Here is a 14,231-nt window from a genome sequence, read left to right as displayed (position 1 = left end):
GTCGCGGCACCCCGGGGCCCGGAGCCCGTCCCATACACCCGCGCTACGGCCGCCCGGTGTCACCGTCGTCCGACTCGTCATCGTCGTCGTACTCTCCATCTTCCTCGTCCGGGTCCCAGTCCTCCGCATCGGGGTCGTACTCGATCTGCTCACTGCTCCACGAAGCCTGGGCGAGTTCCACGCCTGGCACATCGCTGACCAGATCGAAGGGGTCCACGAGGTAGGCGATGGCCTCGGCCTCGTCCTCGCGTACCGCCGACTTGGCGTGTGCGCGCTCCTCGTCCGGCATAAACGTGTCCGCCGCGATTCGTTCGAGGGCGCCGCCGGTCAGCGCCGCGGAGTCCTCGATCTCCAGCACCAATTCCACCCGCAGCCGCACATACCGTGATGTCTCAGAAGTGGTCATACGACGGAGCGTAGAGCTCCCGCCCTCGCGGCTTTCCCACGACCCGCTGCTTTCACTAGCATCAGCGCACCCGGCCAATTCGAGGATGCCTCAAGGGGGATCGAGTCCGTGTCCGTCGCACGTCGACCGCTTCTTACCACCACTGCCGCAGGGACTCTGCTGTGTGCGCTGTGGTTCGTTCCCTCGGCGAATGCCACTGTCGATCGGGAAGCGGTGCAGAGACACCAGACCGGCGCGAGTGCGTCGTCACAGGAGCTGACCCTGGCCGCCACGGGCACCGTGGACACCACCCCGTATCTCGTCGGCGGCGCTGCCTTCCTGGGCATCGGCGCGGGCTTGGTGACGTACTCCGTGCGCCGGCGCGGGGCCCTGTACATGTGACGGGACGGGCCGTCCCGCGGTGTGCGGAGCGGCCCGTCCCTGCGTGCTGCTGAGCTGCTGAGCTGCTGAGCTGCTAGGCCAGCGGACCCGTCACCGGCTCCACGGCCGCGACGAGCTTTCCGTCCCGTACGAACGCGTCGGCGGCCTCCAGGTCGGGCGCGAGGAAGCGGTCGGGACCGGGGCCCTCGACACCTGCCGCGCGCAGTGCCGCGATGGCGGCCTGCGAGGCGGGCGCGGGGGTCAGCCCGCGCCGCAGCTCGATGGCGCGGGTCGCGGCGTAGAGCTCGACGGCGAGGATCCGGCTCAGATTGCCGACGGTGGTGCGCAGCTTGCGCGCGGCCGACCAGCCCATGGAGACGTGGTCCTCCTGCATCGCCGATGACGGGATGGAGTCGGCGGATGCCGGGACGGCGAGCCGCTTCATCTCGCTGACCAGGGCGGCCTGCGTGTACTGGGCGATCATCAGGCCCGAGTCCACGCCGGCGTCGTCGGCGAGGAACGGCGGCAGACCGTGCGAGCGGTTCTTGTCCAGGAGCCGGTCGGTGCGGCGCTCGGCGATGGAGCCGAGGTCGGCGGCGACGATGGCGAGGAAGTCGAGGACATACGCGACCGGGGCACCGTGGAAGTTGCCGTTGGACTCCACCCGGCCGTCGGGCAGCACGATCGGGTTGTCGACGGCCGAGGCGAGCTCGCGGTCGGCGACCAGACGGGCGTGCGCGAGGGTGTCCCGCCCGGCGCCGGCGACCTGCGGCGCGCAGCGCACGGAGTACGCGTCCTGGACTCGGGGCGCTTCCTCCTCCTGGAAGTGCCCGGTGAGCCCGGAGTCCTTGAGCACGGCGCTCATATTGGCGGCGGAGACGCCCTGGCCCGGGTGCGGGCGGATGGCGTGCAGCTCGGGGGCGAGCACCTTGTCCGTGCCGAGCAGCGCCTCGAGGCTGAGGGCGGCGGTGATGTCGGCGGTGGTGTAGAGGCGCTGGAGGTCGGCGAGGGCCATGACCAGCATGCCGAGCATGCCGTCGGTGCCGTTCAGGAGGGCCAGACCCTCCTTCTCGCGGAGCTCGACGGGCATGATGCCGTGCTCGGCGAGCAGCTCGCCGGCGGGCCGCACCTGGCCGTCGGGGCCCTCGGCGTCGCCCTCGCCCATCAGCGTCAGCGCGCAGTGCGAGAGGGGGGCGAGGTCGCCGGAGCAGCCGAGCGATCCGTACTCGTGGACGACGGGCGTGATGCCGGCGTTCAGTACGTCCACCATGGTCTGGGCGACCTCGGGGCGTACGCCGGTGTAGCCGGAGGCCACGGTCTTCAGACGGAGGAACATCAGAGCGCGGACGACCTCGCGCTCGACGCGCGGGCCCATGCCTGCGGCGTGCGAGCGGACGATGTTGCGCTGCAGCTGGGCGCGGAGCTCGGGGCTGATGTGCCGGCTGGCGAGCGCGCCGAACCCGGTGGAGACCCCGTAGACCGGCTCGGGCTTGGCGGCCAGCGCGTCCACGATCCCGCGGGCGGCGGCGAGGGCGGCGACGGCCTCCGCGGAGAGCTCGATGCGGGCGCCCTCGCGGGCCACGGCGATGACGTCTTCGGCGGTGGTACCGGACGTCCCCACCACGACTGTTTGCATATCCATATTCAGGAGCGTACGGACTGAATCGCAACCTGTCACTAGGGGCGGGCCGGATGACCCCTTACTGCAATCCGACACCCGGTTGTCAGGGCTCGCTCCAGGGTTCCGTCGCATCCTCGGGTCGTACGCCACGGAAGCGGCGGCGCTCGTGCGGCGAACGCGGCGGGGCGTCCGCCAGGCGCATCACGGTGCCGTCGCGGCCGGCGACCACCGGCTTCGGGGAGAGGGCCGCCTTCGCGCGGTACTGGGCCGCGTCCGCCAGCCGGAACAGCCGGCGGCCCGAGCGGACCTGGCCGATCGGGTCACCGGTCGAGGCCACACCGCAGGCCACACCCTCACCGAGCTCCAACTCCCCTGCCCGTACGCAGAGTTCGTCAGCCACCCGGACCACCTCGTCCGCCGCCGGACCGACCGCGACCAGACAGAACTCGTCACCGCCGAGCCGTGCCGCCAGCGCGCCCGGCAGCATCGCCCCGCAGAGCGAGAGGACCGAGCCGAAACGCTCGAGCAGCCGGTCGCCGACGGCGTGGCCATGGGTGTCGTTCACGCGCTTGAGGCCGTTGAGGTCGCAGACCACCAGGCTGACGACCGAGCCGTCCGTGCGGTGTCGTTCGACCGCCTCGTCGAGCCTTATGTCGACGGCGCGGCGGTTGGCGAGACCGGTCAGCGGGTCCGTGAAGGCGAGCCTGCGGACCTCCTCGAGCCGCTCGTTCTGAGCGATGCCCGAGGCCACGACGGAGGCGACGACGGTCGCGAAGTCCGCGTCGTCGCGGGCGAACACCGGCGCGCCCGGCGGCCTGGCCACATACAGTTCGCCCCAGGCCCGGCCGTGCAGCACGATCGGCGCGACAACACAGCAGCCGCGGCCGCGCCGCCGCAGGGACGCGACCCTCCCCCACAGGACTTCGTCCGCCGGAGGTGCCCCCTGATGGCAGTAGCCGTTCGCGGCCGACGATGGTCCTTCCGCCGTCGCCACCCAGGCGTCGGGCTCACCGCCGCCCGCCCACTGCTCGTGCAGAAACTCGGTGATCTCCGGGAAGCGATTGACGGGGTACGTCTCGGATTCGGGGAACTCCTCCTCCCCTGCGGCCCGTTCGCCGGCGTTCACGAGCACCTTGAGCCGGCCGAGCTCGCGCTCCCACACCGACAGGGCGGCGAAGGAGCCGGCCAGCGCCTGACACGCGCCGAGCGCGGCCGCGCGCCAGAACTCGCGCGGTGTGTGCGCGGCCGCCATTGCCTGCGCCAGCGCCACCACGGCCCGCAACCGTCGATCCTCACCCATCATCCCAGCTTAGGGAGGTTCGAGACGGTTTGATCAGTCGGAGTGGGCCGTTGCCGGAACAGTCACTCGCCGGGCCACTGCGGCTTCCGCTTGTCGTTGAAGGCCGCGACGCCCTCCGCCCGGTCCCCGGAGAAGGCCACGGACCGCCAGGCCGCGTCCTCCACCTCCAGGCCGGCCCGCAGATCGAGCCCATGCCCGAGCCGCATCGCGCGCTTTGCGGCGCGCAGCCCGACGGGAGAGTTCGCGGCGATCCGCCCCGCGAGCGCGAGCGCCTCGGTCCTGGCATCGTCCGCCAGCTGGTCGACGAGCCCCAACTCCCGCGCCTCGGCCGCCTCCACGCGCCGCGCGGTGAACACCAGCTCGGCGGCGCGCGCGGCACCGACGCGGCGCGGCAGGAGCTGGGTCCCGCCGCCGCCGGGGATGACGCCGACGGACACCTCCGGCAGCCCGACCACTGCGGTGGCGTCGGCAACGATCACATCGCAGGCGAGCGCCAGCTCGTACCCGCCACCGAGGGCGAAGCCGTGCACGGCGGCGACGGTGGGCATCGGCAGCTCGAGAATCCCGGTGTACGCGGCCCGGGAGGTGGGCCGCTGCCGCACCAACTCGGCGTCGGAGGAGGAGTTCCGCTCCTTGAGATCGGCGCCGACGCAGAAGGCGCGCTCGTGGGTGGAGGTGAGAACGGTGACGCGTACGTCCGCCTCGGTGGCGAGGGCGTCACAGGCGGCGGCGATGGACCGGGCCATCTCGCTGGAGACGGCGTTCATGGCCTTGGGCCGATCGAGCACGAGCTCCGCGACGTGTGCTTGCTCGTGCCTGCGCACGACGACGAATTCCCCGAACCGCTGCTCGGACTCGGACATGGCGGCACCCTCCCGGTTAACGACGGTTCACCGGATCATAGGCGCGCACCGCGTCGGGGGTCTCCCCCACCGGGCGATCCCCATGAACGGGGGGTGGGGGCGCCCCCGGCCCCACGACTCAGGAGTTCGTCCGCCGTGACAGCAGCCACGGCTCCACCACGCCCAGGCCTCGCACCGGGCGTTGCCACATGGGCTGGAGGGCGAAGCGGTACAAGGGGGGTTCCTCGCCCTCCTTTTCCGCCGCTGCCGCCTCCTCCGCCGCCTCCGCCTCGGAGGCCGGCGCGTCTCCGGTGCGTACCAGCCCCTCCGCGAACGCCCCGTCCACCAGCACCGCGTCCTTCGGCGCTATCGAGGTCAGCCGGCTGGCCAGGTTCACCGTCGTGCCGAACACATCGCCCATCCGCGTGGTGACCGTGCCAAAAGCGATGCCGACGCGCAGCGCCGGCATCGTCTCGTCGTGCGTCATCGTTTCGATGAGGCGCAGCGCGATCTCCGCCGCCGTACCCGCGTCGTCCGCCGCATAGAGCACCTCGTCGCCGAGGGTCTTGATCAGCCGGCCGCCGTGCGCGGCGACCAGGTCGGCCGAGGTGGTTTCGAACGCCTCGACCAGCTCACCCAGTTCCTCTTCCTCCAGCCGCCGCGTCAGCCGGGTGAAGCCGACCAGGTCCGCGAAGCCGACCGCCAGCCGGCGGTCGACCATCTCCTCGTCGTCCGCGGCCTGGACCACGCGCCCGGTGGCCGCGGCGAGCTGCCGCCGCCACACGTACACCAGGAATTCCTCCAGCTCGGGCAGCAGCAGCTCGACCAGCGGATATGTGACCTCAGTACGGGTCATGCCCGGCTCGGGCGGCTCGGTGAGGCCCTCCAGGAAAGAATCGATCTGCCATTCCGCCAGCCGGGCGGTGGTCTGGCCGGTCGAGCGGGCCACCTGGACCGCCATCGGCTCGCTCAGCAGGCCCGCCTCGACCAGACCGGCGAGCCGCCGCAGGGCCAGTACGTCCGCCTCGGTCAGCGCCTTCGCCTGCCCGATGTCGGCGAAGCCCATGGCCCGCCAGAAGCGGGAGGCGAGCTCCATCGAGACGCCTGCGGTACGAGCAGCCTGGAAGGGCGTGTAGCGCCGCTCGGCGCCGAGGATCAGCTGCTCCAGACGGATGGCGAGAGGGTCGTCCGTCGGCTCCGCGGTGTGATCGACCTCGTGGTGCGGGGTCGGATGCACCGAGGAGGACGAAGCGGCCGGCCCTGAAGACCCGGAAGGGCCGGAAGGGTCGGCAGGCTCAGAGGGCCCGGCCGATCCGTTGGACGACTCCGCGGACGAAGAACCGGAGGGAGAACCGGGCGAGGAGCCGGACGGAGAACCGGACGAACCGGACCCGCCGGACGAGGAGTCCGACGGGGGCTGCGCGCCCGCGCCGGAAGTGGTGTCGTCGACTGTCACCAGCCGCCTCCTGCCCGTTCCCTGCGGCACTGCCCTGCCGATCTGTCGCTCGATCGCCTCAACGATACGACAGGTGTGCCCTAGCTCACGTCCCGGTCCGCGATCGGGACTCACCCGGGTTCACCCCGGATCAGTCGGCCGCCCGCAGGTGCACGATGTCACCCGCACTGATCGACTGCCGCCCGCCACCCTCCGTGGTCAGCACCAGCCGGCCGTCACCGTCGAGCGCGACCGCCTCGCCGGTGACCGACCGGTCGCCCGGCAGCTCGGCCCGTACGGTGCGCCCCAGCGTCGCGCAGCCCTCCGCGTACGCCGCCTGGAGCCCGGAGCGGGCCGGATCGCCACCCGCCGCGCGCCAGTCGCCGTACCACTGCTCCAGCGAGCGCAGCAGAGCCCGCAGCAGCGGGTCGCGGTCGGTGGAGATCGCGTCCGCCAGGGCGAGCGACCCCGCCGTCGGCACCGGGAGCTCGTCCGCGCGCAGCGTCACATTGAGGCCGATGCCGACCACCACCGCGTCGTCGCCCGCACGCTCCGCGAGGATCCCGCCGGTCTTGCGCTCCTCGCCGCCGACCTTTACCAACAGGTCGTTAGGCCATTTGAGCGACATGTCGACTCCGGCGGCCCGGGCGAGGCCGGTCGCCGAGGCGACTCCGGCGAGCAGCGGCAGCCAGCCCCAGCGCTCCACAGGCACCTCCGGTCCGGGCCGCAGCAGTACGGACAGGAACAGCCCGGAGCGGGCCGGCGACGTCCAGGACCGGTCGAGCCGCCCGCGGCCCGCCGTCTGCTCCTCGGCGACCAGCACCGCCCCCTCCTCCAGGGACGCGGCCCGTGCCGCCAGGTCGGAATTGGTGGAGCCGGTCTCGGGCACGATGTCGAGCGAGGTCCACAGCCCGCCCGGCACCAGTAGGGCGCGGCGCAGCGCGGGGACGTTCAGCGGGGGCCGGTCGAGGTCGGACCAGCGGCTCTCGGGCGCATTCTGAGGCGTCATGCAAGCCAGGTTAGGTGTGGCAAACGCCGCACTGCCGAGCGCCATGCGCGCCGATACGCTACGTGTCAGTAGCCATTCCGGTTGACGTTGACCAGGACAGGGAGCCGCATCCCGATGTCGGAGTCCGAGATTGACATCCACACCACCGCGGGAAAGCTCGCGGATCTGCAGCGCCGCATAGACGAGGCGACGCATGCGGGCTCCGCGCGGGCGGTGGAAAAGCAGCACGCGAAGGGCAAGTTGACAGCCCGTGAGCGGGTTGATCTGCTGCTGGACGAGGGATCGTTCGTAGAGCTCGACGAGTTCGCCCGGCACCGCTCCACGAACTTCGGCCTTGAGCAGACCCGCCCGTACGGCGACGGCGTGGTCACCGGCTACGGCACGGTCGACGGCCGTCCGGTCGCCGTCTTCTCGCAGGACTTCACGGTCTTCGGCGGCGCGCTCGGCGAGGTCTACGGCCAGAAGATCATCAAGGTCATGGACTTCGCTCTGAAGACCGGCTGCCCGGTCATCGGCATCAACGACTCCGGCGGCGCCCGTATCCAGGAGGGCGTCAGCGCACTGGGCATGTACGGCGAGATCTTCCGCCGCAACACCCACGCCTCCGGCGTGATCCCGCAGATCTCGCTGGTCGTCGGACCGTGCGCGGGCGGAGCCGTCTACTCCCCGGCCATCACCGACTTCACGGTGATGGTCGACCAGACCTCCCACATGTTCATCACCGGACCCGATGTCATCAAGACGGTCACCGGTGAGGACGTCGGCTTCGAGGAGCTGGGCGGAGCCCGTACGCACAACACCACCTCGGGCGTCGCGCACCACATGGCGGGTGACGAGAAGGACGCCATCGAGTACGTCAAGTCGCTGCTGTCGTACCTGCCGTCCAACAACCTCTCCGAGCCGCCGGCCTTCCCCGACGAGGCCGACCTGGAGACGAACGACGAGGACCGCGAGCTCGACACCCTCATCCCGGACTCCGCGAACCAGCCGTACGACATGCACACGGTCATCGAGCATGTGCTGGACGACGGGGAGTTCCTGGAGACGCAGGCGATGTTCGCGCCCAACATCATCACCGGCTTCGGACGGGTGGAGGGCCTCCCGGTCGGCATAGTCGCCAACCAGCCGATGCAGTTCGCCGGCTGCCTCGACATCAATGCCTCCGAGAAGGCCGCGCGCTTCGTCCGCACCTGTGACGCCTTCAACGTCCCGGTGATCACGTTCGTGGACGTGCCCGGCTTCCTGCCCGGCGTGGACCAGGAGTACGGCGGCATCATCCGGCGCGGCGCGAAGCTGATCTACGCCTACGCGGAGGCGACGGTCCCGCTGATCACGGTGATCACGCGGAAGGCCTTCGGCGGCGCGTACGACGTCATGGGCTCCAAGCACCTGGGCGCCGATCTGAATGTGGCGTGGCCGACCTCGCAGATCGCGGTGATGGGCGCGCAGGGCGCGGTGAACATCCTGCACCGCCGCACCATCGCGGCCGCCGATGACCAGGAGGCGACCCGGGCGCAGCTGATCCAGGACTACGAGGACACGCTGCTCAACCCGTACACGGCGGCCGAGCGCGGCTACATCGACGCGGTGATCATGCCGTCGGAGACGCGGGCGCAGGTCGTGAAGGGCCTGCGTCAGCTGCGTACGAAGCGGGAAAACCTGCCTCCGAAGAAGCACGGCAACATCCCCCTCTAGCCCCCAGGAAGGGACTTGACGATGATCAAGGTCGTACGAGGAAACCCGACCCCGGAGGAGCTGGCCGCCGCACTGGCGGTGGTTCAGGCGCGCGCCGCGGCGACGGTCTCCGCCGCGGACGGGGCACCGCTGCTGCCGGAGCAGTGGTCGGACCCGGCACGCATCGGGCGGAGCCGGAGGCCGCAGCCGGGGCCGCGGGCCTGGGCGCGCACTTACTGGCCGGTGTAGGCAGAGCACCTGGGGCGCCGCCCCGGGCGCCGCGCCTCAGTCGCCGGCGAGGCTTGTTCCGGGGGCTCGGGTCCAGTCACAGGACCCGAGCCCCTCGGCCGTGGCGCACGGAGCCCTGCTCGACGGACGCGCCGTTGGCCGCACCGGCCTCATGGAACAGCAGGCCCGTTTACCGGGACCGGGCCGGGGGTCGGCACCTGGAATTAGCCCGTTGTCACCCCGGTGGATGAGTACTCGTACTCAGGCGCCGCCCGGGGCCCCGGGAGCAGGATCGATTGCATGCTGTGGTCCGACCCGGAGAACGAACCCCCCGAAGAACTGCGCGAGATGCAGGCCATGATGCGCCGCGTGGGCTTTGTGCTGGCACTGGCCATGGTGCTTGCGATGTTCGTGGTCGGTCTCCACTGATCGCCGCCTACGATGACCCCATGACCGATCAGCGTCGCCGTCTCGTCCTCGCCTCCGCCTCCCCTGCCCGCCTCAATCTGCTGCGCCAGGCCGGACTCGCCCCCGAGGTGATCGTCAGCTGTGTCAACGAGGACGCCGTATCCGCGCCCACCCCGGCCGAGCTCGCGCTGGCACTCGCGGAGGCCAAGGCATCCGTCGTGGCGGCCCAGGCCGATGTGGTCAGAAGCAGGGCGCTCGTCATCGGCTGCGACTCCGTACTCGATCTCGACGGCCAGGCGTTCGGCAAGCCCGCCGACGCGGAGGAGGCCATCACCCGCTGGAAGTCGATGCGCGGCCGCGTGGGCACCCTGCAGACCGGGCACTGCGTCTACGACACCGCCACCGGCCACCACGCCTCGGGGACGGCGTCCACCGTCGTGCGCTTCGGCCGCCCGACCGACGCCGAGATCGCCAGCTACGTCGCCAGCGGCGAACCGCTCCGCGTGGCGGGTGCCTTCACCCTGGACGGCCGCTCGGCGCCCTTCATCGAGGGCATCGACGGCGACCACGGCAATGTCATCGGACTTTCGCTGCCGCTGCTGCGGAAGCTGCTGGGCGAGCTCGGCCACTCCATCACCGACCTGTGGACATGAGACTCGGTCACTTCCGCTGAACCGGCCCTGGCCGGCACGGCGTTGGCGAGCGAGGACACGACCCGGGCCAGGACGGCATCGCCCTCAGGCCGGCGCAGGACCGTTCGTGGGCGCCGCGCCGTTCGTCGGCGCCGGGGTGTCCTCCACCGGCGCCTGCTCCCGCTTGCCGTACGCCACCAGTGTCAGCACGATCAGCCCCAGCACGACCATCATGAACGCGAACGCGTCCCAGCCCACCAGGCCCACCGTCAGCGCGCCCAGCACCCCGTGCATGATCGCGCAGCTGATCAGCAGGATCCGGCCGAAGCGCCCTGGTGCCCGGTTCCGCAGACCGGTGAGCAGCAGGACGACACCGCACGCCGCCAGGAACAGACCGAAGACGCCGCCCATCACCCAGGTCCCGGTGACCATCGCATCCGGGTCGAGGTCGGCGAGCGACATGTCCTGCTTGTCGACGAAGGTGGCAAGGATGCCGTTGATCAGCACGATGCCGACGGCCTCCACCAGCAGAACAATCGCGGCCACGACAGCCACCGGTCTGCGCGCCACGGCGCCCCCAACCCTCAGTTACCGGAAGTACGTACGACATCGCGAACGCTACTAACGGGTAAACCGTGGGACAAGGGTCTCGGCACGCTGGGTCTCACAGCAAAGAATCATTCGGCCATTCGTAGGGACTCAACAAAGAAACGCCATACGGCGCTGACCGCTCGAACAGAGACCTGTGCCACACCACAGGGCTACTGTGCGAGGGAGGAACCCGTCGTACCGTGGTGCGACAAGGGATTTCGCGACTTGCGCGAGCCTCGAATCACGCTCCGTGTGGGCAAGCTCACCATTGGGGATGGGTCGAAAGGCCGTGTCGGTAGTCCCTAAACTCAGCTTGTTTCAAGGAGGGAGCCATCGTGCGCAAGGTGCTCATCGCCAACCGTGGCGAAATCGCTGTCCGCGTTGCCCGGGCCTGCCGGGACGCCGGGATCGCGAGCGTAGCCGTCTACGCCGATCCGGACCGGGACGCTCTGCATGTCCGCGCGGCCGACGAAGCGTTCGCCCTGGGCGGTGACACCCCGGCCGCCAGTTATCTGGACATGGCCAAGGTGCTGCAGGCCGCGAAGGATGCGGAGGCGGATGCCATCCACCCCGGGTACGGCTTCCTCTCGGAGAATGCCGAGTTCGCCCAGGCCGTGCTGGATGCGGGTCTGACCTGGATCGGGCCGCCGCCGCAGGCGATCCGTGATCTGGGTGACAAGGTCGCCGCCCGGCACATTGCCCAGCGTGCCGGTGCGCCGCTGGTCGCCGGTACGCCCGACCCGGTGAGCGGTGCCGACGAGGTCGTCGCGTTCGCCGAGGAGCACGGGCTGCCGATCGCGATCAAGGCCGCGTTCGGCGGTGGCGGGCGTGGTCTGAAGGTCGCCCGCACTCTGGAGGAGGTTCCGGAGCTGTACGACTCGGCGGTGCGCGAGGCCGTTGCCGCGTTCGGCCGTGGCGAGTGCTTCGTCGAGCGGTACCTGGACAAGCCGCGGCATGTGGAGACCCAGTGCCTGGCCGACAGCCACGGCAATGTTGTCGTCGTCTCCACGCGTGACTGCTCGCTGCAGCGCCGCCACCAGAAGCTGGTGGAGGAGGCCCCGGCGCCGTTCCTGACCAAGGAGCAGAACGCGGAGCTGTACGCCGCGTCCAAGGCCATCCTCAAGGAGGCCGGCTACGTCGGCGCCGGCACCGTCGAGTTCCTCGTCGGCACCGACGGCACCATCTCCTTCCTCGAGGTCAACACGCGTCTGCAGGTGGAGCACCCGGTCACCGAAGAGGTCACCGGTATCGACCTGGTCCGCGAGATGTTCCGCATCGCGGACGGCGAGGAGCTCGGCTACGGCGACCCGGCCGTGCGCGGCCACTCCTTCGAGTTCCGCATCAACGGCGAGGACCCGGGCCGCGGCTTCCTCCCCGCCCCGGGCACGGTCACGACGTTCGCGCCGCCGACCGGCCCCGGTGTCCGTCTGGACGCGGGTGTCGAGTCCGGCAGCGTCATCGGCCCGGCCTGGGACTCCCTGCTCGCCAAGCTCATCATCACCGGCGCCACTCGCGAACAGGCCCTGCAGCGCGCCGCGCGCGCCCTGGAGGAGTTCACCGTCGAGGGCATGGCCACCGCCATCCCGTTCCACCGCGCGGTCGTCACCGACCCGGCCTTCACCGCCGACCCGTTCACGGTCCACACCCGCTGGATCGAGACCGAATTCGCGAATGACATCAAGCCCTTCGCCGTGCCTTCGGACGCGGACGAGGACGAGGCCGGTCGCGAGACGATCGTCGTCGAGGTCGGCGGCAAGCGTCTCGAGGTCTCGCTGCCGTCCTCGCTGGGCATGACGCTGGCCAGGACCGGTCTCGCCGCGGGCGCCAAGCCCAAGCGGCGCGCCGCGAAGAAGTCGGGCCCGGCGGCCTCCGGCGACACTCTCTCCTCCCCGATGCAGGGCACGATCGTCAAGGTCGCGGTCGAGGAGGGCCAGGAGGTCACGGAGGGCGACCTCGTGGTCGTACTCGAGGCGATGAAGATGGAGCAGCCGCTGAACGCGCACCGCTCCGGCACCATCAAGGGCCTCTCGGCCGTGGTCGGCGCCTCGCTGACCTCCGGCGCGATGATCTGCGAGATCAAGAACTGACGTCCGGCCGTATGTGTACGTGTGGGGCCTGCCCGAGTGTCAACGGCAGGCCCCACACGTGTGTTCAGGTGCTGTCGGCGGCTGTCCGCGACACCAGGATCAGGACGAACGCGACCGCCATGAAGGCCGCTGCCGCCAGCAGGCCGGCGGAGAAGCCCTCCACCATCGCGTCCGGCCCTGAGCCGCCCGCGCCGCGTGCCGCGCCTCCGTACACCGTGACCAGCGCGGAGAGACCGAGCGCGCCGCCGACCTGCTGCATGGTCTGCATCAGACCGGAGGCAGCGCCCGCCTGATCGGGACGGATGCCGGTGAGGATGAGGACGCTGAGCGGCATGAAGACCAGGCCGACGCCGAAGCCGTTGACCACGAGCGGAACGAAGAGCGTCGTCCAGTAGCCGCCGCCGGTGGAGAGCATGGACTGCCACAGCACACCGGCGACCGCGAGGGCGAGCCCGGTCCCCGCGACCTTCTTCAGGCCGTGGCGGGCGAGCAGCTTTCCGGCGGACGTGGACGCGGCGAAGATGCCCACAGCGAGCGGCAGGAAGGCGAGCCCGGCGCGCAGCGGACTGTAGTCGCGGACGAACTGGAAGTACTGGGTGTCGAAGTAGAAGACACCGAACATGGCGGCGGGCACCAGCAGCATGGCGGCGTAGGCGATGACCCGGTGGCGTGCGGCGAAGAGCTCAAGGGGCACGACGGGCTGCCGCACCCGGCGCTCCACGAGCAGAAAGGCCGACAGCAGTACGGCGGCGACGACGAACGCCCAGCTGACCTGGGCGTCGCGCCAGCCGTGGTCGGCGGCGCGGATGAAGGCGTAGACGAGGGCGGTCACACCGGCGGTGCCGGTGAGCGCGCCGGCGAAGTCGAAGCGGGCGCGGCGGCGTTCGGTCTCGGCGATACCGAGCGGGATGAGCGCGGCGACGGTGAGGCCGACGGGCACGTTGATGAAGAGTGTCCAGCGCCAGGAGCCGGCCTGGGTGAGGATGCCGCCGAGGATCATGCCGATCGCGGAGCCGGCGGCGGCCATTCCGGTGAACAGGCTGAGCGCGCGCTCGCGTTCCCGTCCTTCGCCGAAGGTGGTGGCGACCAGGGCGAGCGTGGAGGGCGCGGTGAGCGCGGCGGCGGCGCCCTGCGCGGCACGGGCGAAGAGCAGCCAGCCACCGCTGTCGACGAGGCCGCCGAGGAGTGAGGCGGCGGTGAAGGCGAGTACGCCGGCGGTGAGGGCGCGGCGGCGGCCGATGAGGTCGCCGATCCGGCCGCCGATGAGGAGCAGTCCGCCGAAGGCGAGGGTGTAGGCATTGAGCACCCAGGACAGTCCGGCGGAGCTGAAGCCGAGTTCTTCGCCGATGTCGGGCAGGGCGATGTTCACGACGGTCGCGTCGAGCATCAGCATCATCTGGCAGCTGAGGATGAGCGTGAGGGCGAGGGCGGGCCGATGACGGCCGGGGTGGGGGCCTGCGTCGGGACGTGTGCTGGGGCTGGCGCTTGCGTTGCTGGTGGTGGGCCCGGCTTTGGACATGGCGGCAGTGCCTCCAGGGGACGACAATATACGGAGGGTTCCTCCGATTAAGATACGGAGGGTGCCTCCGATTTCGCAATGGCATCCTGGACATCGGGGCGGACTCAGGGAGGACGGCG

The 14,231-nt window shown here is 70.7% G+C and carries 14 protein-coding genes; 6 read left to right on the top strand and 8 right to left on the bottom strand.

The annotated features are described in order from the left end of the window. Positions 1–43: 43 nt before the first annotated feature. Positions 44–406, bottom strand: coding sequence for a hypothetical protein (locus OG735_RS26890; RefSeq protein ID WP_327325701.1), 363 nt, complete (start codon positions 404–406; stop codon positions 44–46). A 108-nt stretch (positions 407–514) separates the two neighbouring features. Here OG735_RS26890 and OG735_RS26885 point away from each other — a divergent pair, with 108 nt between their 5' ends. Continuing rightward, positions 515–787 (top strand): hypothetical protein, encoded by a 273-nt coding sequence (locus OG735_RS26885; protein WP_327325700.1) that lies wholly within the window; start codon positions 515–517, stop codon positions 785–787. A 73-nt stretch (positions 788–860) separates the two neighbouring features. On the opposite strand, the gene hutH is transcribed toward OG735_RS26885, so the two are convergent. The 5 genes from hutH to OG735_RS26860 all read right to left on the bottom strand — a co-directional run bounded on the left by hutH (position 861) and on the right by OG735_RS26860 (position 6,973). Continuing rightward, the gene (gene hutH / locus OG735_RS26880) at positions 861–2,402 is read right to left on the bottom strand and encodes a histidine ammonia-lyase (protein ID WP_327328472.1); all 1,542 of its coding nucleotides are present in this window, start codon (positions 2,400–2,402) and stop codon (positions 861–863) included. 88 nt (positions 2,403–2,490) lie between these two features. Next, on the bottom strand, positions 2,491–3,690 hold the full coding sequence (locus OG735_RS26875; RefSeq protein ID WP_327325699.1) for a GGDEF domain-containing protein: 1,200 nt from the start codon (positions 3,688–3,690) through the stop codon (positions 2,491–2,493). A 59-nt stretch (positions 3,691–3,749) separates the two neighbouring features. Further along, positions 3,750–4,550 carry an enoyl-CoA hydratase/isomerase family protein gene (locus OG735_RS26870; protein ID WP_327325698.1) on the bottom strand — a complete coding sequence of 267 codons (801 nt, stop codon included), beginning with the start codon at positions 4,548–4,550 and terminating at the stop codon, positions 3,750–3,752. Between the two features lie 118 nt (positions 4,551–4,668). Next, positions 4,669–5,766 (bottom strand): adenylate/guanylate cyclase domain-containing protein, encoded by a 1,098-nt coding sequence (locus OG735_RS26865; RefSeq protein ID WP_327325697.1) that lies wholly within the window; start codon positions 5,764–5,766, stop codon positions 4,669–4,671. 349 nt (positions 5,767–6,115) lie between these two features. After that, positions 6,116–6,973, bottom strand: a complete 858-nt coding sequence (locus tag OG735_RS26860) for a biotin--[acetyl-CoA-carboxylase] ligase (RefSeq protein ID WP_327325696.1) — start codon at positions 6,971–6,973, stop codon at positions 6,116–6,118. A gap of 114 nt (positions 6,974–7,087) precedes the next feature. Here OG735_RS26860 and OG735_RS26855 point away from each other — a divergent pair, with 114 nt between their 5' ends. The 4 genes from OG735_RS26855 to OG735_RS26840 all read left to right on the top strand — a co-directional run bounded on the left by OG735_RS26855 (position 7,088) and on the right by OG735_RS26840 (position 9,936). After that, positions 7,088–8,668 carry an acyl-CoA carboxylase subunit beta gene (locus OG735_RS26855; protein WP_327325695.1) on the top strand — a complete coding sequence of 527 codons (1,581 nt, stop codon included), beginning with the start codon at positions 7,088–7,090 and terminating at the stop codon, positions 8,666–8,668. 21 nt (positions 8,669–8,689) lie between these two features. After that, positions 8,690–8,896 carry an acyl-CoA carboxylase epsilon subunit gene (locus tag OG735_RS26850; protein WP_327328471.1) on the top strand — a complete coding sequence of 69 codons (207 nt, stop codon included), beginning with the start codon at positions 8,690–8,692 and terminating at the stop codon, positions 8,894–8,896. Between the two features lie 279 nt (positions 8,897–9,175). Then, entirely contained in the window at positions 9,176–9,304 is a 129-nt protein-coding gene (mmpB, locus tag OG735_RS26845) for a morphogenic membrane protein MmpB (protein ID WP_326652175.1), read from the top strand. Between the two features lie 20 nt (positions 9,305–9,324). Then, entirely contained in the window at positions 9,325–9,936 is a 612-nt protein-coding gene (locus OG735_RS26840; protein WP_327325694.1) for a Maf family protein, read from the top strand. A gap of 84 nt (positions 9,937–10,020) precedes the next feature. On the opposite strand, the gene OG735_RS26835 is transcribed toward OG735_RS26840, so the two are convergent. After that, complete coding sequence (locus OG735_RS26835) at positions 10,021–10,470, bottom strand: hypothetical protein (RefSeq protein ID WP_327328470.1); 450 nt, start codon at positions 10,468–10,470, stop codon at positions 10,021–10,023. A gap of 371 nt (positions 10,471–10,841) precedes the next feature. Between OG735_RS26835 and OG735_RS26830 the strand changes: the two genes are divergently transcribed. Further along, positions 10,842–12,593: an ATP-binding protein gene (locus OG735_RS26830; RefSeq protein ID WP_327325693.1), complete on the top strand. Its 1,752-nt coding sequence runs from the start codon at positions 10,842–10,844 to the stop codon at positions 12,591–12,593. Between the two features lie 64 nt (positions 12,594–12,657). On the opposite strand, the gene OG735_RS26825 is transcribed toward OG735_RS26830, so the two are convergent. Beyond that, the gene (locus OG735_RS26825) at positions 12,658–14,112 is read right to left on the bottom strand and encodes an MFS transporter (RefSeq protein WP_327325692.1); all 1,455 of its coding nucleotides are present in this window, start codon (positions 14,110–14,112) and stop codon (positions 12,658–12,660) included. Positions 14,113–14,231: the final 119 nt, after the last annotated feature.

This window comes from Streptomyces sp. NBC_01210, assembly GCF_036010325.1.
Lineage (GTDB): Bacteria > Actinomycetota > Actinomycetes > Streptomycetales > Streptomycetaceae > Streptomyces.
This window is presented reverse-complemented; position numbering and strand designations above follow the sequence as displayed.